Below are 21,344 nucleotides of genomic sequence, written 5' to 3'. Positions count from 1 at the left end.
AAGCTAATAAAAAAGTCCCAACCAAGGGAAGGGACTTTAGTATTTTGATTTTAATTCGTGATTAACCGCCTCCAGCGAAGATGCCGAATACACCCATCATATTGAGCAATACTAGTAGAATTACCACTGGACATACATAACGAATAAAGAAAATAAACGCATTCGAGGCAAAAGTCCCTGCTGTCCATTTTGAGCCCAAATCAATTTCGGAAACAATGTTCTTGATTGGCATTTTCCATGCTACATAAACACAAGTAATTAATGCTACAATTACAATGAAGAACGTTCCGAAGAAATAGTCGAGAATATCCATAAACCCGTTGTATGTATCACCAAAGATCGTAACGCTCATGTTTGTAAAAAACTCAGAACCACCAGAAGAAAGTGCCGAAGGAATTCCCACAATAAACAATGCTATTCCAACAGTCCAGGCTGACTTTTTTCTACTCCATTTCTTTTCATCCATGAAGTAAGAAGCCGGAACTTCAAGCATAGAGATAGATGAGGTCAATGCCGCAACAGTCAATAATAAAAAGAAGAAAGCACCAATAATCGCTCCTCCAGGCATTTGAGAGAAAATTTCCGGAAGTACTTGGAAAACCAATGTAGGCCCTGCTTCAGGAGACAGACCATAAGCAAACACCGCTGGGAAAATCATGAATCCTGCAAGTAATGCTACGCCAGCATCCATAAAACCAACCCAAACGCCACTACTTACAATATTTGCAGTTTTAGGTAGGTAAGAACCATAGGTAATCATAATACCCCATCCAATACTCATCGAGAAAAACGCTTGCCCTAACGCAGCTAATATGGTATTGCCAGTGATTTTACTGAAATCGGGGTTTAGATAGAAATCCACACCCTTCATAGCACCTTCTAAGGTCAAACTTCTAATGGCCACTACAGCAATTAGAAGAAATAGAACAGGCATCAATATTTTAGCAGCCTTTTCAATACCTCCAGATATACCCTTGTTAACAATAAAGATTGTTACCAAAGTAAATGCAGCCATCAAAGGAATGGTTATAGTTGGGTTTGCCGCGAAATCAGCAAAAGATTCAGTAGATCCAGATAAAGATTTTCCGATATAACCGATTGTCCACCCAGCAATAACTCCATAATAGGAAAGCACGAAGAAACTTACTAGAAGGGCCAGTATAGCACCTAAACCCATAAAGAAAGGTTTAGCCCCTGTGTCTTTGAATGCACCAATGGTACTCTTTTTTGTAAATCGGCCAAAACCCATTTCGGTAAAGAGTAATGGAACACCAATTAGGATAACACAGAGCAAATAGACGAGGACAAATGCCCCTCCTCCATTTTCTCCTGTAATGTAAGGGAAACGCCAAATGTTTCCCAATCCGACTGCTGAACCGGCTGCTGCCATGATGAACCCAAATTTGGATCCCCACTGCCCGCGGTTGTCGGAAGAAGCATTTACTGCCATAGGATTAGTATTTAAGGTTTGTTGAGATTAAAAAGTAACAGACCAATATATCCAAAATAGAGCAGACTGCAATTCTAATTGATTTAGATGGCCATTTTAAGACATCTGCCTAACCAGTATGTCTATTCCTTCCACAAAAGACCTTGGTGAATACCCTAAATCTTTAACCGCTTTGTCAATTAAAAGACCCGTCTTTGGGGGCCTTTTAGCGGTTTGTGTAAATGTTGAAGCATCGGCTCGCTCCATAGTAGCCGTGCTCAAATTAAAAAATTTGGCAGTAGCAATGGCCATTTCATACGGCGTCATTAAATCTTTTCCGCTTATATTAAATACTCCTTCAGCGCGCTGATCGGCGATAAGATAACAGCCCATGGCTAAATCTTCAGCCAGTGTTGGACTTCTTAGTTGGTCATCAACTACTTTAATTTGCTTCCCTTCTTCAAGGCTCTTTTTCACCCAAAGCACAATATTAGATCGACTCATGTCATGTGCTATGCCATATACAAGTACTGTCCGAGCTATTGCCCATTTTACATTAGATGCGAGCAAGAGTTTTTCCGCAGCAAGCTTACTTTCTCCATAAAAGCTAATCGGATTTGCTGCTGCTAACTCGTCATAAGGCCCATCAGCCCCATCAAATATAAAATCGGTAGATAAATGAAGCAAAAATGCATCAACCGCCTCGCACGCTTCAATCATGTATGAAACTGCATCCACGTTTTGTTTCCAGCAATCGTCTTGTTCCGTTTCTGATTGATCGACATTTGTCATTGCCGCGGTATGGATAACAACATCAGGTTGGTGTGACTTAATAACCGTTAGTACCTGATCTCGGTTTGTAATATCTATTTTATCATAGATGTAATTGTCTTCCGAGTAAGGTAATCGATTAGCTCCTCTTGCCGTGGCAATTAGCTCGTCGTTTCCCTTGTCTAATATCAGCTTAACGAGTTTCTGTCCGAGTAGACCGTTTGATCCAGTGATTAAAATCTTCATTTATTTCTCTGGATATGTTATGCCATACTTTTTTGTAATCTCGGATTTGGACATGGGTATTACTTTCATTTCCATGCGAATATCCTGCAATGGCTTGTCCCTTCGGTTCCTTTCAACCGCAGCTATTTTATCGATTACATCTAGACCTTCCACTACTTTACCAAATACGGTATACTCTGCATCTAAATGAGGTGCGCCTCCTTTTGTAGCATAGATTTCTTTTGCGAAATCTGGATACCCAGGATCGTCTTGATTTCCGAAACGCTCTTCTATAATATCCATTGAATTATAAATCAAAGTGCGTTGTGCCTTTTGAAAATCGTAAGTTGAATCTTCTCTGGATCGTTCTAAATGATAGTTATACTTCTCTGTTAGCTCTGGAAATTTTTTAGAATTAAGCATGCGCTGAAATAAGCCATTGACTTTAAGGTAATGCCGTCTATCTGCTCTGGTTTTTAAACCTTCTTCGTCGAAAGTCTCCCCTTGAACAATATAGAATTGAGACCCACTTGATTTTTTAGTAGGGTTACCAGCATCTCCAGTTCTTGCTGCTGCCAATGCCCCTTTTTCATGGATATATTTTTCAGCCATAAATTCAGCATCGAGTCTATATTTCACTCCTGTTTCAAGTTTACCGGTTGCTAGATCACCCGTTTGAATCATGAATTTTTCGATCACACGATGGAAAATGACAGAGTCATACATACCTCCCATGGCTAACTTCAGGAAGTTCTCTTTATGTAAGGGTGTTTCATCGTAAAGAACAGCGGTCATATCTCCATAGGGGGTCGAAATAACAACTACATCGTCCATTTCGGCTGGAGCACAGCCAATAACATTGACCATTGCCATAAGGCAAGCGAGCTTAAAAATTTTCATAGTGATGAATTAAATTCGGTATACTAAAGATATTAATTATAGACATACCCATAAAGCTTCGTGATTTTCTTACGCTTCATTCTCTTTACTGAGATCATAATCCTTAAATCTTCAATAGGTCTATTTCGAGCATCTACACTTACTTTGGCCAATTCGTCTATAATTTCTAGGCCAGTAATTACTTCTCCGAAAACTGTATACTGACCATCGAGATGTGGGGCACCTCCCGTTGTGGCATAGACCTGTTTTTTGTCTTGAGTAATGATAACAGGAATTCCAGTTAGGGCAAATACTTCATCTGCCTTATCAGCTATAGCTGCATTTAAGGCACCTTCTTCTTGTGCGCCGTAGAGCTTTCTGAATGTAGTGAGGAGCTCATGATCTGGGCTAATCCCTTGTAGCCTTTCCATTGCTTTATTGAAATTGGATCTTGTCAATCGTTTTAGCTCCATTTCATCCATCACCTTGCCCTGTACAATATAGAACTGACTTCCAGATGAAGTTCTTTCCGGATTTGTCTGATCGCCTTTTCGGGCTGCGGCCAAGGCTCCCTTCTTATGAAAATGATTGGGCAAGATTTCTGCGGGAATCCGCTCACTAGGCCCTCCATTACCAAGTCTTTGCCTGGGCTTAGCATTTCTACTATTTGGATCGCCCGTTTGAATCATGAAAGAATTAATTACACGATGAAATAGTAGACTATCGTAATAGCCTTGCTTAGCCAAGGTGATAAAATTATCCTTATGTAGTGGGGTATCATCAAAAAGCACAACCTTCATTTCACCGAAGGTTGTGCTTATTGTGACGAGTTGGTCGAACTTACTTTTTTTCTGAAAAGCTGAAATGCCTTCAGTGTTTAATAAAAGTATTAGACCTAAAAGAAGTGAGGTAAAACTTCTCAACTCTTATTCATTAATTGCCGTAACAGGATACTTATAGTCAAACTTTTCTTGAATATCCGCGCGAGACATTTCTTCTACAGTGATCCTCATTTTTACATCTTCTAGCGGGCGATCTTCAACCTGTTTGTTTCTTGTTTCAACTTCGGCAATGGCATCAATTACTTCCAAACCAGAAATTACTTGACCGAAAACAGTGTAACCACCATCTAAAGGAGGGTAACCTCCTACAGTTGAATAAACCTCAATTTGATCTTCAGGCATTTCAAACCTAATACCTGTTTTTTCACTCAACTGATCCATTGTAGCATCTACTTTGGCTTGAATAGAATCGTTGTTACCAGGGTATTTAGCCATTACTTCATTGTATTCTATGGCTAAAGGATCGTTCGGCATATTTTGCATTAGCTGACCGAAAGCCTGATAAATAAGGTTCTGGTTAATACCTTCTAGCTGAGCTCTAGGCGTAACATTTCCGTGTACAATGTAAAATTGGCTACCACTTGATGCTTTCTGAGGATTAACCTGATCTGGTTGTCTTGCCGCTGAAAGGGCACCTTTCCTGTGGAATAAATCAGGGTTAATTTCTGCAGGAATCGTATAATCAGGACCGCCGCTTCCTAATCTTTGTTCAAGTGCCGCCCCTCTAGAGTCAGGATCTCCACCTTGAATCATAAAGTTCTTTATCACTCGGTGGAATAAAAGGTTATCGAAATAACCTTCATTAGTCAATTTCAGGAAATTTGCTTTGTGCTCTGGTGTTTCATCGTACAAGATCACCTTCATGTCACCAAAATCTGTCTTTATAGTGACTAAAAAGTCATTTCCTTCTATTGCTTCTGAAGAGGAATCTGAGCCTCCACATCCTACAATCATTAGCGCCACAAACGCCACCATTAAAACCTGAGTTAATCTATTTTTCATTGATTTTATTTTTAATCTCTCTCAAAATTCTTTCTCCGCCCGAAGATAGTATTTCTTCGGCGAGTTGCCTTCCTAATTGATCAGCGGTATGACTTTCTGCAGTAAATTTCTTAATCCTTTTTTCACTTCCATCTAGACTAATAATACCGCCTTCAATAGTCAACTTGTTATTATCCATCTGCGCTAAAGCAAAAACAGGGATACTACAACCACCATCAACCACTTTGAGAAAAGCGCGTTCTGCTAAAATGCATTGTTCGGTTTCTTCATGGTTTAAGATAGATCGGATGGCCTTAGACTTTTCAGTATCAAGGGACTGATGCACTTCAATGGCTACGCTCCCTTGTCCAACGGCAGGAATGAACATATTAAGCGGCATTTCGCAAACGATCAAATCTTCATAACCCATTCTGTGAACGCCCGCATATGCCAATAAGAGGGCATCGCAGGTGCCTTCTTTCATTTTTCGGATTCTTGTTTGCAAGTTTCCACGAACAGGCGTTGTTTCAATGGCAGGCATAATATGCTTGAGCGTTGCGACTCTGCGGGTAGATGAAGTGCCCAGAACGAAAGGCGTAGTGCCATTCATTTCAATATTCTCTTTGTGACTGATAATTACATCATTCGGTTTTTCACGTTCCATAAAAGCAATCAACTCGAAACCATCTGGCAAACTCGATTGCATGTCTTTGGCGCTATGCACCGCAATATCGATTTGGCCGTTTTCTAACTGAGCCTCTATTTCTTCAGTAAAAACACCTTTACTACCAATCTTAGCAATGGAAACATCTAAAATCTTATCCCCTTTTGTTTCAATTGTCACAATTTCAGTATCAAAACCTGCTTCTTGCAGCTTTTTTTCCACATGATGTGCCTGCCATAATGCCAATTTGCTACCTCTGGTTCCTATTCTTATGCTCATGACGTGTTTTTGGAATGTTTCCTTTGTTATGGAATCCACTTATTATCAAATACTTAAGGGATGTACTTCATTTTAACAGCTCAACCTTAAGCCCGTGCAATTTGGCCAATCGTCATTGATAAATCAAGGAAGAGAATTTTGGGATTTGCATTGCGCTCAATATGATACTGCGCTTCGTCTAGCTTTGGTGTTACGCTCATTATTTTTTCTGGGGTAAAAACACTAGCGAACTTCTCAATAAATCCCTTTTCCTGTTCTGGTATTCTGGATAGGCTATCGAGCGAAGCAGAACTGATAATTGCCTCTCTCATAACTTTAGTGCCCACACCAAGCAACTCTTTCTGAAACTCTTTGCCTTTCTTTTGAAATTCATCGGCCATTTTAGTGAGTTCTTGAAAATTGAAGGTAAAACATTGTCTGAACCAATTTTTAAAGTAGTCTTGGGTTTCATTATCATCACCTGCTACCATTTGCAGTGCCATGCGCATGCTTCCTTCAGACATATAGGCAATACGATCGGCGCGTTCCGATTCAACTCCAGTTGACTGAATGGTTTCAGCGATTTCTTGATCTGAAAATGAAGGCACTCTTAGTTGCTGTGTTCTGGAAGTAATGGTGGTCAATAATTTATTCGCTTCACTCGATACCATCAAGAAAATGGTTTTCTCTGGTGGCTCTTCCAGAATTTTAAGAATACCATTGGCCGCATTCCCGTTCATGAGTTCTGGCAACCAGATAATCATAACCTTGTATTCTCCCTCAAATGCTTTTAGTGAAAGTGCCTTTACTATATTCCGACTTTCTTGACGCGGAATCATCAAAAGCTTGTTTTCCCAACCAAAGTGACTGCTCCAGTCTTTCACATTTCCATAAACAGATTGTAGCAAGAAGCTTCGCCACTCTGTCAAAAACTTATCGCTGGTAGCATCCTCTCTTTTTAATTTAGGTGTAGCTGCTGAAGGGAAAACAAAATTTACATCGGGATGAACGAATTTGGAATTCTTTACGCAAGAGGAACATTCACCACAGGAGTCGCCGTCAGTACGATTTTCACAATTTAAATAACTTGAAAATGCTAATGCCATGGCTAAATTGGCAGAACCTTCATTGCCTACAAACAACTGAGCATGTGCTACATGATTGTTCGCAACTGCTTCAACAAGCTTTGCTTTAGTGCTTTCTAACCCTGGTATATCTTGGAATCTCATGCTTTATTTTCCCACACTCTGTTTGTAGCCGTGGCTTCAAAAATAGTCGATAGTATATTCTTTTCAACATCGTCCAACGCTAGGCCTCTACGGTTCATGACTGCAGCGGCTACTTCGTAGAACTTTCTTAGCTGAAATGTTGTAAATCCATTGGCTCCACCCCAGGCATATGAAGGCACAAAATTCCTCGGAAAACCAGCCCCAAAGATATTCGATCCTACGCCTACAACCGTTCCGGTATTAAACATAGTATTGATACCACATTTTGCATGATCGCCCATCATTAGCCCGCAAAATTGCAGACCTGTATTGGCGAATCTATTGGTACCATAACTCCAAAGTTTTACTGGAGCATAATTGTTCTTCAGGTTTGAAGTATTCGTATCGGCGCCAAGATTACACCACTCCCCAATAACTGAATTCCCTAAAAAGCCATCGTGCCCTTTGTTGCTGAACCCGAAAATCACCGAATTACTAACTTCTCCACCCACTTTTGAATGTGGACCAACAGTCGTATCTCCTTTAATTTTAGCTCCCATGTTGATATGAGAACTTTCACACAAAGCAAAAGCGCCTTTTATAATAGTCCCTTCATGAACTTGAGCATTTTTACCGATGTAAACCGGCCCATCTTCAGCATTGATAATGGCTGCTTTTATTTTAGCACCCTCTTCTATAAAGAGGTTTTCTTTTCCATAAACGATAGTATGAGGGTCTGTAATTTCTGCCGATGTTCTACCTGCCGTGATTTTTGTAAAATCAGCGACGATCTGCTCTTTATTAAAGCCAAATATTTCCCAAGGCTGAGTGATTAAACGGAAGTCTCCTTCAAAACTGATGGCCTCGCTACCATCTCCATAAACCGCTAAATCTTCTTCTCCAGAAATCAATCGTTGGTCTTTCTGAAGTGAATTAATTGCTTTTACTAGATCATCATTAGGACATAAAGCACCATTAATTCTTAATTCGGAACCGTTATTCGGAAACTTTTCTTGAAGATATACTTGTGTTTCGTAACCTATACTGAATCCGTAGGCCTCCCATTTTTCTGAAATCTTTAGAATACCAATACGGACTTGGGCCACTGGCCGAGTAAAGGTAAAAGGCAATAAATTCTGCCTTATGGCTGAAGAATCAAATAGAGTAATATCCATTCAGTAAAAATAGAAAAGCTTCAGAATTTATATACTACTATAAAATAAACTTGAGAAAGAATGATCTTGAACAACCTAGGTATAGAATCGATTTGTATACAAATGCGATATTTAATCAAATTCTAGAATTTGAGAAAAACAGTAATGCTGAGCTAGTAAAAGCGAACAACAAGTTGATCGAAATTATTGATCCATAGACCAAAAGACAAGTTCTTATAAACAGAAAAAGCCTCCCCGATCAATCGAGGAGGCTTCTTAATTTTTTCAAATACAGAATTACTTCTTCTTGTATCTTTTGTTGAATTTCTCAACTCTACCAGCAGTATCTACAAATAGTTTCTTACCAGTGTAGAAAGGGTGTGATGCTGAAGAAACCTCAACTTTAATAAGAGGATATGTATTTCCGTCTTCCCATTCAATAGTTTCACTTGAAGTCATCGTAGACTTTGTCATGAACTTGAATTCACTTGATGTGTCATAAAAAATGACTGGGCTATATTCCGGATGAATGTCTTTTTTCATTGTATTAAATTTTACTTCCCTCAAAAAGGACTGCAAATGTAGTGACTTGTAGAATATTTCACAAACATATTGGTTTTATAAATTAAAGAAATCTATCTCATGCGATTAATCTCTGGTTGAAACGAATCAAGTCACTATCTTTCATTTTCAATACGCCTATGAAAAAGCTGCTCATTTTACTTTTTATCGTGGTTTGTCAAAGTTTTGTTCAAGCCCAAAGTACGTTTATTCCATATAATCGAGATTACTATCACCTGATAGACCGTTTCCAGATTAAGTATGGAAATCAAGAAAACTTGCTCCAAACCACCTTCAAACCTATCAGAAGGGTAGATCTTTCAAACTTTCTGTTAGCCATAGCCTCAAAATATGACTCGCTTTCAGCGCAGGACAAATTCAATTTTGAATATTTAATGAACGATAACTGGGAGTGGACGAATTCAACTTACAATGAAAATGACAAATCTTGGTGGGACCTTCTCTACACTAAGAAGTCAGACCTTTATTACTATAAAACAAAAAACTTTAATCTTAGGATAAATCCAGTAGCAGAGTTCACTATAGGTAATGATCCGGATGCGATAAGCACTGTCTTCACCAATACTAGAGGGATCGAAGCTCAAGGTATGATCGATGATAAAATCGGATTCTATACTTTCTTAACCACCACGCAAGCTGTATTTCCATATTATGTAAGACAAAGCATTCTTGATAAAAATGCATTCCCGAATGAAGGCTTTTGGAAACGAGACGATGGTGAATATGACCTAACACATGCAAGAGGCTATTTCACTTTCGACCTAAGTCAGAGTATTGACATTCAAGCTGGTTATGACAAGAAATTTATTGGCAAAGGCCTGAGGTCAATGGTGCTATCTGATTATTCCAGCCCATTCTTATTTGGCCAAATAAATACTAGGCTTGGCAAATTTCAGTATACCAATTTATTTGGTGAGCTAACGGCTGACATCATTTTTGCCAATTCCAATTCTCCAGGTGATGGAGATTACCCAAAGAAGTATTTAAGCATGCACAGGCTAGGTGTTAACATTACCAATAGCTTAGAAATTGGTGTGTTTGAGACTATTATATCTAGCAAGGCCAACATTAACTACTTTAATCCATTAGTCTTTTATAGAGCAATCGAGCAGCAAGAAGGAAGTCCTGACAATGTCTTAATTGGACTAGATGTTAATGTAAACCTAAAAGGTAAATACCAGCTTTATGGCCAGTTTATGCTAGATGAGTTTGTTCTAGACGCACTTAGAAGTGGTGAAGGCGATTGGCGAAATAAGTTTGGTATTCAGTTAGGCGCTAAGTACATAGATGCGTTTGATGTTCCAAACTTAGATTTACAGGCAGAATACAACGTGGCAAGACCATATTTCTATGCCTCTGAAACTAGTGAACTGAGTTATACAAACTATCGGAATCCTTTAGCACACCCTATGGGAGCTAATTTCAAAGAAATCGTGCTTGCTGGTAGATATCAGCCAATGAATAAGTTATCAATTATGGGTAAAATCATAAGAACCAACTTTGGAGAAGACGAAAACGGATTGAATTACGGAGGAAATCTACAGCTAAGTACAGATGATCGAATTGGCAACCTTGGCAATACAATTGGTCAAGGTGTTGCCACTACCAACACGTACATAGAAATTTCAGGGTCATACATGCTTGTACAGAACCTATTCGTCGATTTAAGGAATATCTACAGGAATTTCGACAGTGCTATTAATGCCAGGTCAAAAACTAGCTTCATCACCATGCTTTCGCTTCGTTGGAATCTTCCGCAAAGACAACATGAATTCTGATTTAAATATGCATAACTTGCGCCCTAATTACTGCTTATGAGTACTTACGGTCGGATTATTTCATATGCCAAACCTTATCACAGGTACTTCCCTCAGTACATTGTTTTTGCCCTTTTGGCAATCATTTTCAGCCTAACCAATCTGGCATTACTTGAACCATTGTTCACCGTAATATTTGAAAATGACGATGATGGGAAGAACCTTGCAGAACTTGCAGATACTACGGGTTTAGATTTTGGAATTGATTATTTAAAAGCTTCCTTTTATCAAGAGTTGATCGGTTTCCGCGAAACCTATGGCCAAAGTAGTATGCTGATATATGTCAGCATCGTAATTGGGATATCAGCGTTACTCTCTAACCTATTCACCTATATATCTAATGTAATTATGGGGTATATGAGGGCTGACTTAATTGAAAAAATTAGAAATAAGGTTTTCAATAGTACTTCGTCGTTGCATTTGGGGTTCTTTGCTGGCGAAAGAAAGGGTGACATCATGTCTAGAATGACAAATGATGTCCAAGAAATTGAGGTAACCTTAATGAGTTCAATTAAGGTTTTCTTCCGCGAACCAGCTACAATCATTGTCTACCTGATATTTCTATTCAGCACATCGGTAAAACTGACACTCTTTACCTTAGTTTTCTTCCCAATTATGGGTTTGATCATCTCTGAGATTGTTAAAAAACTTAAGAAAAAGGCAAAACTGAGCCAAGAAAGCCTTGGCAGAATCGTGAACCTAATGGATGAAACCTTTGGCGGCATGCGGGTGATCAAAGCCTTTAATGCCAGAAACTATGTGGGCAACTTGTTCGAAGCAGAGACACGCACCTATAGGAAGATAAACGTTTCTATGGCGCGCAAAAATGAATTAGCCTCTCCAGTATCGCAGTTTCTAGGCATCTTAGTTGTTGCTACCCTATTAGTAGTAGGCGGAAACCTCGTCTTGGAAGGAGATACTACCATGAAAGCACCTGGGCTTTTGGTTTATATCGTGGTGTTTAGCCAAATCCTTAATCCAGCCAAAAGTATTTCTCAGTCAATTAGTAATATTCAGCGGGGCATGGCCTCGGCAGACAGAATTTTCAAGTTGATTGATGAAAAGCCGTTAATTCAAAATACTGAGTCAGCAGTCAAAAAATCATCTTTCGAGTCTGACATCAATTTTAACAATGTTGGTTTTACTTATGAGAAGGAAGCTGTTTTAAAAGACATTAACCTCACCATTAAAAAGGGACAAACCATTGCCTTGGTGGGCTCTTCCGGTGCAGGAAAATCTACCTTAGCCGATTTAGTACCTCGCTTTTATGATACTACTATGGGCGACATTACTATTGACGGTATTTCTATAAAGGAAATAGAAGTTGATTCTTTAAGAAGCTTAATGGGTATTGTTACACAAGAATCGATTCTATTTAATGATACGGTGGCAAAAAATATTGCTTTCGCGATGCCAAACGCCAAACACGATGACATTGTAAAAGCTGCTAAAATTGCCAATGCTCATGATTTTATCATGGAACTGGAAAACGGTTATGAAACGAGTGTAGGTGAACGTGGTGGTAAGCTTTCCGGAGGACAAAGACAAAGGCTAAGCATTGCAAGAGCCATTATGAAGAATCCTCCAATCTTAATTCTTGATGAGGCTACCTCAGCATTAGACACAGAATCGGAAAAACTAGTTCAGGAGGCCTTAACTAATTTAATGAAGAATAGAACCTCATTAGTTATTGCGCACAGGCTAAGCACAATACAGCATGCAGACACAATTTTAGTGATGGACAAGGGTCAGATTGTTGAACAAGGAAACCATGAAGCACTTATTCAGCAAAAAGGCATTTATGAGAAACTCATCAACATGCAGTCAATCTAATTCAGTCTGCTTGTTTTATTAAAATAAAATCATTTTATTCCATTAATATTTATAATATGAGTCACCGGAAGTTAATTTTAGAAGAATTAGAGGAAGCCGCTAACGTTTTAAATCGGTTTCTATCGGATAACGCCAATCTCATTCAAATTGAATCGGCGGCTAAAGTTATGGCTGATGCTATAAATAATGGTGGAAAGATTTTCTCTTGTGGCAACGGAGGTTCGCACTGTGATGCCATGCATTTTGCTGAAGAACTCACCGGACGCTATCGGGAAGACAGAAAAGCGCTCCCTGCTATTGCTATTTCTGACCCAAGTCACATGTCATGTGTATCAAATGATTTTGGATATGACTATATTTTTTCTCGTTACATAGAAGGACTAGGGAAAGAAGGTGATGTACTGTTAGGAATCAGTACTAGTGGTAGCTCTAAAAATGTGCTGCGTGCGGCTGAAATGGCCAAGCAAAAAAAGATGATCGTGGTAGGTTTAACTGGTAAAAACGGAGGAGAATTAGCCGATATGGTCGACGTTGAAATTAGAGTTCCTCACTTAGGCTTTGCCGATAGAATTCAAGAAATCCACATCAAGGTGATCCATATTTTAATTCAACTGATAGAAAAACAAACCCTTGATTCTCAGTAAAGGATACGGCAGCGCTGTTTATGGCGTAGATGCACAACTTATTACTATTGAAGTAAACATTGTAGATGGCCTAAAATTTCATTTATCTGGCCTACCAGACAACGCCGTCAAAGAAAGCCAACATCGAATAGAATCTGTTTTCAAATATTTGGGTTATCGAATGCCTCGCAGAAAGGTAGTCGTAAACATGGCGCCCGCCGATATTCGAAAAGAAGGATCAGCCTATGATTTACCTATAGCGCTCGGTGTATTGAAATCTTCCGGCCAAATAGCAGCTGAAAAGCTGGATGAATATCTCATTATGGGAGAATTGGCACTTGATGGCACCCTAAGACCTATCAAAGGGGCATTGCCAATTGCCATTGAAGCCAGAAAAAAAGGGCTCAAAGGATTTATTCTCCCAAAGGAAAATGCCAATGAAGCTGCAATAGTCAATGATTTAACAATTATCGGTGTTGACAACCTTAGCGAAGCGATAGGACACCTTGAGGGTAAAAAGAAGATCGACCCTGTTGTTTACGATACGCGTGAGCACTTTTATGATAATTTAGACAACTATGACGCCGACTTTGCCCATGTTCAAGGGCAAGAAAACATTAAGCGAGCACTAGAAATAGCTGCAGCTGGAGGACATAATGTAATTATGATTGGACCACCAGGGGCCGGAAAGACCATGCTCGCGAAAAGACTCCCATCAATTTTACCGCCTCTTTCTCTTCATGAAGCCCTAGAAACTACTAAGATACATTCGGTAGCAGGGCGGCTCGGGAGTAATGCAGAGTTGATTACTCAAAGACCATATAGAAGTCCGCATCATACTATTTCCGATGTAGCATTAGTTGGTGGCGGTGGCGTGCCACAACCTGGAGAAATTTCGTTAGCTCACAATGGTATTCTATTCTTAGACGAACTTCCTGAGTTCAAGCGAACGGTGCTTGAAGTAATGCGTCAACCCCTTGAAGAAAGAAAAGTTACCATTTCACGGGCAAAATTATCAGTAGAATTTCCAAGCAATTTTATGCTTATTACCAGCATGAACCCCTGCCCTTGCGGCTATTATAATCATCCCGAAAAAGAATGTGTTTGCGGGTCTGGGCAAGTCCAGCGATATCTTAATAAAGTTAGTGGACCTCTTTTGGATAGAATTGATCTACACGTTGAAGTTACTCCTGTTTCTTTTGATCAAATGACTCAAAACAGAAAGGCCGAAAGTAGTGCGGAAATACGCGAAAGGGTTATAAATGCAAGAGAAATTCAACAAACTAGATTAAAAGAGTTAGGCATCCATTCTAATGCCATGATGGGTAGTCAAATGGTGAAAGAAGTTTGTAAAATCAATGATGGTGGGCGCATACTTCTTAAAAAAGCAATGGAAAGACTTGGGCTTTCTGCGAGAGCATACGATCGTATCTTAAAAGTAAGCCGTACCATAGCCGATCTAGCGGGTAAAGATGACATCCAAATAGAGCATCTCGCGGAAGCTATACAATACCGAAGTTTAGACCGAGAAGGATGGGCAGGGTAAACTAAACTCTTTCCATATAAAACATACATTAATGCTATTTTAATATATAGAAATATTTATATTTAAGATTCAACTATAATCACATGAATATACTTAAAATAGCAACTGTATTATCCCTTTTAATATTGACTTCATTTAAAGCCTCTTGCCAAAGAGGTTATCAGAATGGTTATGTCATAAATTCTTCACAAGAAAGGTTAGAAGGCGAGGTCAAGTTTTTGATTAATAAATCGCGATATAAAACGGTTCGTTTCAAACAAAATGGACAAGTGCTACAATTTAATGCGAATGACATTAAGGAATATGGAACAAAAGACGGATTTCGTTTCATCTCAACCCTAATTGAAGGAGAGTTTGTTGAAGTACTGGTTACCGGAGAAATCAGTCTCTATAAATCAAAAAAAGGCTACCTCTACACCGACTCAGACCAAAGTATTAATCTATTATATGAAGAAACGAGCGTCAACAGTCTTAATAATGGTATTTTGACTTCTATCAACTCCAAATGGAAAGCAGACCTTTTAAAAAATATGTCAAGTTGTGCGTACATCAATACCGAAACCATCCGGGATTTAAAACTAAGAGAATCGCAATTGGTCACATTAATCGATGAGTTTAACAAATGTTCGCAGGGTACCTCTTTGGTAAACAAGGCCAAAATCAAACCTATCCATAAAAGCGCAGGCATTAATCTTGGTCTTACCACCACTACTGTTATTTCGGATATAAATGGTAGTTCGACTATACCAAGCTATTTAGAAACAGAATCAAAAATTTCAAGCATATCGGGGGGACTCACATTTGATTTCTCACCTAAACAAAGGATTCAAAACATATCGTACCGAGTAGAACTGAATTACTATAGTATTGAGGAGATCGACGAAGCATTTAGTATAATTGAAATTGCTGTTCAGGGCCAACCTGTAACGTCCAGAATTACGTCTACAACAACTTACAAAATTAACAGTTTCTCTACGCCATTGCTTGTAAACTATTTAGCAGACGGATGGACCCTACCATTTAATATACAAGCTGGGGTTCTGATCAATTACAACAATGTTAATCTTGATATTGAATCAAGAAGAGCTGGAAGTATTCCATATGAGTTTGATCCTAATCCAAAAATCTCAAAATTACAAATGGGATTTATGGTTCGAGCTGGTTTTTCCAAACCATTTGGAAATAGTAAAGTAGGAATACAAGTAGGATATCAGTACAACCCATCGCTTTCATCTACAGAGGCTTCATTTAGGAAGGTAAATAGGCTAACTTTTTCCATTTACAGCCTATTTCTATAGCATCAGCAATTTCTGGTTGAATAGTTTAAAAGTTAAGTAGTTAGTCTTCACAGTTATTATAACATTCAGGTTGAATCACTATCTTTTCGACCATGTTCGAAAATTTTCTCGAATCCGTTACCAATTATGGACATTTCACAAAGGGTGAACAGGAGATGCTTTGTGATGTATTAAAACCTCAATCGGTAAAAAAAGGTGAACTTCTTTTAAAACAAGGTGATGTAAGTCGAACTACATACTTCATACAACAGGGCAGTGTAAGGCACTACCGAGACATTGATGGGTTTAGCGAAATGACCGCAAACCTATTTATTGAAGGTGATTGGGTACTTGACCATAAAAGTTTCACGAGTCAAAAACCTTCAGCTAACCATATTCAAGCGTTTGAAGATTGTGAATTATTGGAATTTAGTATGAACTCTATGCATGAACTGATCTCAAAATCTCCATCATTCTTTAGGCTTGGAAAAATTCTCGATAACCCGCGAAATTTAGATGACTTAAAGCTAATGAGCCCTGAAGAAAGGTATAATCAGTTGATGGAAACGAACCCTCGGCTTATTCAAAGGTTTCCTCTCAAACATATCGCTTCCTATTTAAATATGACGCCTGAAACACTTAGTCGTGTTCGAGCGAAATTCTAGTCTTTCTTGATTTCAATCAAGCAATCGTAGTCCATGTCTGAATAATCTTTGTGAGATAAACTTCTATCTCATGAAAAACTCTATTCAAAAACAAGCTGGTATCTCCATGATTATTGGTGCATTGCTAGCTACCATTACGATGGCCTTGCATCCAGTTAGTGGAAATATTGAACATCTCATTCAAATTTCCCCCATCATTATCACGAGCCACGTCATAGCTCTTTTTTCAGTACCACTTATCCTATTCGGGTTTTGGGGACTTGCAAAAAGTATTGGCTTCGACAAGTCACTCTCAGTTTTGGCCTTTATCATTGGAAGCATGGGCTTATTTGCTGTTATGATCGCAGGTGCGATCAACGGTCTGGCCATTCCCTTTTTTGTTGAAGATATGTCTGGAATAAGTGGTCAGAAACAGGAATTAGCAAGATTAATTCTGAACTACGGTTTTTCACTAAACCAGGCCTTTGACTATATTTTTATAGGTGCTATTTGTGAAGCATTTCTCCTATGGTCTTTTACCATGTTTAAGGAAGGAAACTTTCCAAAGTGGGTGTCAATCCTCGGCATACTTTTGGGCATTGGCTTTTTAATTGCCATGATATTCGGGTTCGTACTCGTCGATCTTCATGGCTTTAGAGTATTCATTTTTGGCATTGTCATCTGGATAGCCGCTGTCGGTATTTTGATGACCAAAAGGAAATAAGCAAAAAGGCCTCCTTTACTCATAAGGGGCCTTTTAATATATTCTAACAATCACCTGCCTATCTATTCAACTGAGTTACAAGGCTTCCATTTTCCGTCACTCCACCTACAATCTGCAACTACATTCGGACCTTGTGAAATACATGACCCTCCTTTAGTCACACAACCCGTCCATCGTTCTTGTGCTCCACCCTCATGTGTTTCAATAAATTGAAACAATTCATACTTAGCCCAATCTTCATCATCAGACGCTTCAAAACTCGCAGCATTTACACTGCCTAATAGGCAAAACACACTTAATAGCATCACCAATTTGATCTTTTTCATAATTAAAATTTTATATGGTTTTTAAAATAACTACTCAACATTTTATCACCAGCTATATCTTGACTTGTCAAATTCTTTTCGGCTACAATCAATCCTTCTTCTATTTCTAAAAATCGTATATATTCCATAGGAAATTCTTCTTCTATCAAATCATAGTCTTTTATCTTTTCTTTTATATCCCTCAATACAGTAACACCTCTGAATTCAATACGTGATAAAAAGTTTCCGACTTGAGCCTCATACACTTCTCCGATAAAGATTAAATTGATCTTTCCATCATTTTCATTATTTCTTAAAAAATTAAAAACCACATCTCTGCATCCTTTACAGCTCCCTTTTGGTATTATAATATAAAGCCCATTCTCAAGCTCTTGATTAAATACATCGGTCAAATATTCATCAAGTCTAAGTTTCCGTTTATGCTGTTCTTTACAACCGAACATAAAGACAAACCCAATAAAAAAAATCAAACACCTATTCTTCATTTTTAAAAAAATCTACTCTGACAAATTTTTTAATGCCTTCACGATTTTCAACCGCAGAATCCAAATATGGCAACCATAGGCCATCTTCATCAATAATTTCAACAGAGGGGACTTTATCCCTTCGAAAAATTCTTTCACCTAAGATTTTAAAATCTTTATCCATAACCATAATGGAGTAATCCTGATCCCAAAGGTTTTCGTTATCTCCAGACAGAATTGCTCTTTCATTAGGGTGATGTACGAATCGATAGAAATATTTTCTAAACGGATCAAAGACAATCTTAAAATAGGAGGTTTGTTGATAGTAATATTGATATGCTTCTTTACTGTTTAAGTCTTTTTTATTCCATTTTTGCAGCTCTTTAGCGTACCTACTTGGAGCATATACTCGTTTTGGTTTATCAATTCCTATACGATTTATGAATATGCTATCACTTAAGTCAAATGAATAAACCCATGTTAAGGAGTCTACATTGGTTGCAGAGAAGAAATGTTGATTAATTACCCAATGATCAGTTAAAAGTAACTCTGGAACACCAAAATGATATTGAATACTTCCATTCTCTAAGTTTACTTCCAATAAAGTTCTCGATTTTTTAAGCCCCTTTTTATCCGAAAGATTTAGATCGGCATCTGCAATAAAGTATACCCGGTTCTTGACAATGGTCATTTCAGAATTTGTGAAATAACGAGGCAACATAGAAAAGGGCTTTTCTGGATCTATTAGTTTAATTCGCTGAATCGCCTGAACTCTTGAATCAAAAATAACCAGCTCATATTTAAAAGCATCGACTATATATAGTAGTCCATTGCTATACTGGAAATTTGAAATTTGACTAACACTGTTTGGTCCCTCTAATGTTAATTCAATTGTTTTGAATGCACTCCCGCCAGTACTTTTATAAAAATCTATTGCATGGTTTCTTTTATCTGGCGCAATAATTATTGACTCATTTTCTATTTTCACCGTCTTTGCCCTAGTGAATATTGGGTAAGACATATCATCATAGGTATATTGTCTTACTTCATCGGAAATACCTATTTCCAATAAGTCTACGAGTGGTTTATTATTAGACTTCTGTTCGACACAACCGGATAAGACTGTTAGGTAAACACTTAAAAAAGGAGTGAACAATAGCTTTTTATAGATGCTATTTTTTCCGCTATTCAAAACCACATGGACTCCATTTACCGTTGTTAAGACAGTCTTGATCAATATTTGGCCCTTGCGTAAGACAACTACCCCCTGGGGTAACGCATCCAGTAAAACGGGCACCAGTACCATTCTCATAGGTCTCAACATGTTGGAAGTATACTCTATAACCCCAGTTGCCTTCTTGTGAATCTGGCATATGACTTGCTTTTATTGTTGACATACATAATATTACCACAGTAAAAATAGATATCAGTACTTTATACATTCTTTTTATATATCTCATCTTTTATTATTTATATTTCAATATAAAAAGAATCGAATAAATAACAATCATTCATTTACTTATGGTTAGGAAACAAAAAAGCCTCTCCGTGTCTGGAGAGGCTTTATATACATCTGAATCTAATCTTCTATTCCTTGTTAATGAATTTCTGATTCATAAAGAAAGCCGCTATAAAACCTATCCCTAGCATTAAGAATATACTAAAGAAGTAAGGTCCAGGACTACTATTATTTCTTCCAAAAGCTCCGCTATCCTGCAATGCATCTTCAACTATAAACCCGAGCCCTATACCCAACGCTAGGCATATGAATAGAATGCCAAGGAGCATAGAAAAAAAGTAAGACTTCTTTCTAGGGTTGGATTGGAATAATGAAGCATCGGCTCCTTTTTCAATAAGCTGTGTGCGCTCTCTATGCCTTGTAAGCAACCAAAAGAATATTAGTCCAGCTATAGAAAACACCATAGAAGCCATAAACATAAATGCTGCAAATCCGTCGTTCATCGTTTTATCAATTTTGTTTCAAAGGCTTTGATGCCACTTCTAGATATCAAGTTACACCCTAACTCAAAATTTATACAAACACTTTACTTTTTTAAAGGGCTAAAAAGAATTCTTTAACTTAATGTAACCTATCTGTACACGCCATAGTCAAACCAGAAAAATGAAAGCAAACAATGAGCAATATGCTATGGAGTTGATTATCGCGAAGGTTAAAGAAGGCGATATGGCTGCATTCAATGTGCTGATTGATGAACATAAGGCCATGGCATTTACATTGGCTTTAAAGCTGATGAAAAATCGCGAAGATGCTGAAGAAGTTGCTCAAGATGCTTTCTTAAAAGCGTACAAAAACATTCAGCAGTTTCAGGGAAGCTCAAAGTTTTCTACCTGGCTTTATACTATTGTTTATAACACGGCTTTAACAAAGCTCAGGAAGAAGAAAATCGTTACTACCGATATTGCGTACCACAATGAAGAGAAGCTATCGTCTTTCAGTGAATCAGACAAGGAATGGCATAGGTTGCAAAAAGCAGAGCGATCGGGTTATATAAAACAGGCGTTGGACTTACTATCTTCTGATGATCAGATAGCAATAACGCTGTTTTACCTAAATGAAAATTCGCTGCAAGAGATTTGCGAAATCACCAACTGGGAATTGTCTAACGTAAAAGTTAGATTGCATCGCGCCAGAAAGCGCTTACTCAAGGTGTTGGAACAATTATTAGATACTGAAGTAAGATCACTATTATGAATGAATTCAATCTTTCGGATAAGGAGTTGAAAGCTTTACTTGAAAATGAAGGTTTAGAAGAACCCTCGCTTAGCTTCAACAGGGTTATCTTAGAGAAGGCTAGAGCTGCTGACCAACCTAGGTCGATTCTCATTCCGCTTTGGACTAAGCTGATCTTTACGGTGCTTATACTGGCGCCCATGGGCTATGTTGCATTTGTTGGAGGCATTAATTTAGGTGTAGAAGAATTGAATTTAACACCCAGCCTCTCTTTGGACTTGGGTCTCGATAGTACTTTTCAATATATTTCTCTGCTGAGTGTTGGCGTGGTTTGGATGGCTTATCTTTTCAATAGATTTTTAAATCATCAAAACCAGCACAAGGTTAAAAACGGTTAACAACTTA

At 38.2% G+C, this 21,344-nt stretch carries 23 protein-coding genes; 9 read left to right on the top strand and 14 right to left on the bottom strand.

What is annotated here, in order from left to right; all coding sequences use genetic code 11:
- Positions 1–61: 61 nt before the first annotated feature.
- From JXQ92_RS12220 to JXQ92_RS12180, 9 genes are all read right to left on the bottom strand, one after another.
- Entirely contained in the window at positions 62–1,450 is a 1,389-nt protein-coding gene (locus JXQ92_RS12220) for a sodium-dependent transporter (protein ID WP_421986903.1), read from the bottom strand.
- 96 nt (positions 1,451–1,546) lie between these two features.
- Positions 1,547–2,446 (bottom strand): SDR family oxidoreductase, encoded by a 900-nt coding sequence (locus JXQ92_RS12215; RefSeq protein ID WP_421986902.1) that lies wholly within the window; start codon positions 2,444–2,446, stop codon positions 1,547–1,549.
- Complete coding sequence (locus JXQ92_RS12210) at positions 2,447–3,325, bottom strand: peptidylprolyl isomerase (RefSeq protein ID WP_421986901.1); 879 nt, start codon at positions 3,323–3,325, stop codon at positions 2,447–2,449. It lies immediately after the preceding gene.
- Positions 3,326–3,357: 32 nt separating this feature from the next.
- Entirely contained in the window at positions 3,358–4,227 is an 870-nt protein-coding gene (locus JXQ92_RS12205) for a peptidylprolyl isomerase (protein WP_421986900.1), read from the bottom strand.
- Between the two features lie 3 nt (positions 4,228–4,230).
- Positions 4,231–5,148, bottom strand: a complete 918-nt coding sequence (locus JXQ92_RS12200) for a peptidylprolyl isomerase (protein ID WP_421986899.1) — start codon at positions 5,146–5,148, stop codon at positions 4,231–4,233.
- Positions 5,138–6,070 (bottom strand): hydroxymethylbilane synthase, encoded by a 933-nt coding sequence (hemC, locus tag JXQ92_RS12195; protein WP_421986898.1) that lies wholly within the window; start codon positions 6,068–6,070, stop codon positions 5,138–5,140. The genes JXQ92_RS12200 and hemC overlap by 11 nt, the downstream gene beginning before the upstream one ends.
- An 86-nt stretch (positions 6,071–6,156) precedes the next feature.
- Positions 6,157–7,278: an ATP-binding protein gene (locus JXQ92_RS12190; RefSeq protein WP_421986897.1), complete on the bottom strand. Its 1,122-nt coding sequence runs from the start codon at positions 7,276–7,278 to the stop codon at positions 6,157–6,159.
- Positions 7,275–8,432 (bottom strand): GlmU family protein, encoded by a 1,158-nt coding sequence (locus JXQ92_RS12185; protein WP_421986896.1) that lies wholly within the window; start codon positions 8,430–8,432, stop codon positions 7,275–7,277. The genes JXQ92_RS12190 and JXQ92_RS12185 overlap by 4 nt, the downstream gene beginning before the upstream one ends.
- A gap of 276 nt (positions 8,433–8,708) precedes the next feature.
- Complete coding sequence (locus tag JXQ92_RS12180) at positions 8,709–8,954, bottom strand: type B 50S ribosomal protein L31 (protein ID WP_421986895.1); 246 nt, start codon at positions 8,952–8,954, stop codon at positions 8,709–8,711.
- A 158-nt stretch (positions 8,955–9,112) separates the two neighbouring features.
- On the opposite strand from JXQ92_RS12180, the gene JXQ92_RS12175 reads away from it, so the two are divergent.
- The 7 genes from JXQ92_RS12175 (at position 9,113) to JXQ92_RS12145 (ending at position 17,457) form a co-directional block, all read left to right on the top strand.
- Positions 9,113–10,771 carry a capsule assembly Wzi family protein gene (locus JXQ92_RS12175; protein WP_421986894.1) on the top strand — a complete coding sequence of 553 codons (1,659 nt, stop codon included), beginning with the start codon at positions 9,113–9,115 and terminating at the stop codon, positions 10,769–10,771.
- A 36-nt stretch (positions 10,772–10,807) separates the two neighbouring features.
- Positions 10,808–12,643, top strand: a complete 1,836-nt coding sequence (locus tag JXQ92_RS12170) for an ABC transporter ATP-binding protein (protein WP_421986893.1) — start codon at positions 10,808–10,810, stop codon at positions 12,641–12,643.
- Between the two features lie 56 nt (positions 12,644–12,699).
- Positions 12,700–13,287: a D-sedoheptulose 7-phosphate isomerase gene (gene lpcA, locus JXQ92_RS12165; protein WP_421986892.1), complete on the top strand. Its 588-nt coding sequence runs from the start codon at positions 12,700–12,702 to the stop codon at positions 13,285–13,287.
- Positions 13,277–14,812 carry a YifB family Mg chelatase-like AAA ATPase gene (locus JXQ92_RS12160; protein ID WP_421987370.1) on the top strand — a complete coding sequence of 512 codons (1,536 nt, stop codon included), beginning with the start codon at positions 13,277–13,279 and terminating at the stop codon, positions 14,810–14,812. The genes lpcA and JXQ92_RS12160 overlap by 11 nt, the downstream gene beginning before the upstream one ends.
- A gap of 83 nt (positions 14,813–14,895) precedes the next feature.
- Positions 14,896–16,110: a hypothetical protein gene (locus JXQ92_RS12155; RefSeq protein WP_421986891.1), complete on the top strand. Its 1,215-nt coding sequence runs from the start codon at positions 14,896–14,898 to the stop codon at positions 16,108–16,110.
- Between the two features lie 92 nt (positions 16,111–16,202).
- A complete protein-coding gene (locus JXQ92_RS12150) occupies positions 16,203–16,754 on the top strand; it encodes a Crp/Fnr family transcriptional regulator (RefSeq protein ID WP_421986890.1) in 552 nt (183 codons plus the stop codon).
- 70 nt (positions 16,755–16,824) lie between these two features.
- On the top strand, positions 16,825–17,457 hold the full coding sequence (locus JXQ92_RS12145; protein ID WP_421986889.1) for a hypothetical protein: 633 nt from the start codon (positions 16,825–16,827) through the stop codon (positions 17,455–17,457).
- Positions 17,458–17,519: 62 nt separating this feature from the next.
- Here the strand turns inward: JXQ92_RS12145 and JXQ92_RS12140 are convergent, their stop codons facing one another.
- The 5 genes from JXQ92_RS12140 to JXQ92_RS12120 form a co-directional block, all read right to left on the bottom strand.
- A complete protein-coding gene (locus JXQ92_RS12140) occupies positions 17,520–17,783 on the bottom strand; it encodes a hypothetical protein (protein WP_421986888.1) in 264 nt (87 codons plus the stop codon).
- 2 nt (positions 17,784–17,785) lie between these two features.
- Entirely contained in the window at positions 17,786–18,268 is a 483-nt protein-coding gene (locus tag JXQ92_RS12135) for a hypothetical protein (RefSeq protein ID WP_421986887.1), read from the bottom strand.
- On the bottom strand, positions 18,258–19,484 hold the full coding sequence (locus JXQ92_RS12130) for a DUF4221 family protein (protein ID WP_421986886.1): 1,227 nt from the start codon (positions 19,482–19,484) through the stop codon (positions 18,258–18,260). Before JXQ92_RS12130 ends, JXQ92_RS12135 begins: the two co-directional genes overlap by 11 nt.
- A complete protein-coding gene (locus tag JXQ92_RS12125; RefSeq protein WP_421986885.1) occupies positions 19,432–19,644 on the bottom strand; it encodes a hypothetical protein in 213 nt (70 codons plus the stop codon). The genes JXQ92_RS12130 and JXQ92_RS12125 overlap by 53 nt, the downstream gene beginning before the upstream one ends.
- Positions 19,645–19,834: 190 nt before the next feature.
- On the bottom strand, positions 19,835–20,209 hold the full coding sequence (locus JXQ92_RS12120) for a DUF6249 domain-containing protein (RefSeq protein ID WP_421986884.1): 375 nt from the start codon (positions 20,207–20,209) through the stop codon (positions 19,835–19,837).
- Between the two features lie 160 nt (positions 20,210–20,369).
- Between JXQ92_RS12120 and JXQ92_RS12115 the strand changes: the two genes are divergently transcribed.
- Together JXQ92_RS12115 and JXQ92_RS12110 are read left to right on the top strand one after the other, a co-directional pair.
- Positions 20,370–20,960, top strand: a complete 591-nt coding sequence (locus JXQ92_RS12115) for an RNA polymerase sigma factor (RefSeq protein WP_421986883.1) — start codon at positions 20,370–20,372, stop codon at positions 20,958–20,960.
- Positions 20,957–21,337 carry a hypothetical protein gene (locus JXQ92_RS12110; RefSeq protein WP_421986882.1) on the top strand — a complete coding sequence of 127 codons (381 nt, stop codon included), beginning with the start codon at positions 20,957–20,959 and terminating at the stop codon, positions 21,335–21,337. Before JXQ92_RS12115 ends, JXQ92_RS12110 begins: the two co-directional genes overlap by 4 nt.
- Positions 21,338–21,344 lie beyond the last annotated feature (7 nt).

It is taken from the genome of Roseivirga sp. (genome assembly GCF_049099775.1).
In the GTDB taxonomy this organism is placed as follows: domain Bacteria; phylum Bacteroidota; class Bacteroidia; order Cytophagales; family Cyclobacteriaceae; genus Roseivirga.
The sequence above is the reverse complement of the archived record's forward strand: the minus strand, read 5'-3'. Positions and strand labels throughout refer to the sequence as shown.

Bases quoted from the DNA above. Each gene is read 5' to 3' on its own strand.
- JXQ92_RS12185 (WP_421986896.1), bottom strand. From the start codon at position 8,432: ATGGATATTACTCTATTTGATTCTTCAGCCATAAGGCAGAATTTATTG.
- JXQ92_RS12110 (WP_421986882.1), top strand. From the start codon at position 20,957: ATGAATGAATTCAATCTTTCGGATAAGGAGTTGAAAGCTTTACTTGAA.
- lpcA (WP_421986892.1), top strand. From the start codon at position 12,700: ATGAGTCACCGGAAGTTAATTTTAGAAGAATTAGAGGAAGCCGCTAAC.
- JXQ92_RS12200 (WP_421986899.1), bottom strand. From the start codon at position 5,148: ATGAAAAATAGATTAACTCAGGTTTTAATGGTGGCGTTTGTGGCGCTA.
- JXQ92_RS12115 (WP_421986883.1), top strand. From the start codon at position 20,370: ATGAAAGCAAACAATGAGCAATATGCTATGGAGTTGATTATCGCGAAG.
- JXQ92_RS12210 (WP_421986901.1), bottom strand. From the start codon at position 3,325: ATGAAAATTTTTAAGCTCGCTTGCCTTATGGCAATGGTCAATGTTATT.
- hemC (WP_421986898.1), bottom strand. From the start codon at position 6,070: ATGAGCATAAGAATAGGAACCAGAGGTAGCAAATTGGCATTATGGCAG.
- JXQ92_RS12175 (WP_421986894.1), top strand. From the start codon at position 9,113: ATGAAAAAGCTGCTCATTTTACTTTTTATCGTGGTTTGTCAAAGTTTT.
- JXQ92_RS12180 (WP_421986895.1), bottom strand. From the start codon at position 8,954: ATGAAAAAAGACATTCATCCGGAATATAGCCCAGTCATTTTTTATGAC.
- JXQ92_RS12215 (WP_421986902.1), bottom strand. From the start codon at position 2,446: ATGAAGATTTTAATCACTGGATCAAACGGTCTACTCGGACAGAAACTC.
- JXQ92_RS12190 (WP_421986897.1), bottom strand. From the start codon at position 7,278: ATGAGATTCCAAGATATACCAGGGTTAGAAAGCACTAAAGCAAAGCTT.
- JXQ92_RS12220 (WP_421986903.1), bottom strand. From the start codon at position 1,450: ATGGCAGTAAATGCTTCTTCCGACAACCGCGGGCAGTGGGGATCCAAA.
- JXQ92_RS12135 (WP_421986887.1), bottom strand. From the start codon at position 18,268: ATGAAGAATAGGTGTTTGATTTTTTTTATTGGGTTTGTCTTTATGTTC.
- JXQ92_RS12170 (WP_421986893.1), top strand. From the start codon at position 10,808: ATGAGTACTTACGGTCGGATTATTTCATATGCCAAACCTTATCACAGG.
- JXQ92_RS12145 (WP_421986889.1), top strand. From the start codon at position 16,825: ATGAAAAACTCTATTCAAAAACAAGCTGGTATCTCCATGATTATTGGT.
- JXQ92_RS12120 (WP_421986884.1), bottom strand. From the start codon at position 20,209: ATGAACGACGGATTTGCAGCATTTATGTTTATGGCTTCTATGGTGTTT.
- JXQ92_RS12140 (WP_421986888.1), bottom strand. From the start codon at position 17,783: ATGAAAAAGATCAAATTGGTGATGCTATTAAGTGTGTTTTGCCTATTA.
- JXQ92_RS12155 (WP_421986891.1), top strand. From the start codon at position 14,896: ATGAATATACTTAAAATAGCAACTGTATTATCCCTTTTAATATTGACT.
- JXQ92_RS12125 (WP_421986885.1), bottom strand. From the start codon at position 19,644: ATGTCAACAATAAAAGCAAGTCATATGCCAGATTCACAAGAAGGCAAC.
- JXQ92_RS12150 (WP_421986890.1), top strand. From the start codon at position 16,203: ATGTTCGAAAATTTTCTCGAATCCGTTACCAATTATGGACATTTCACA.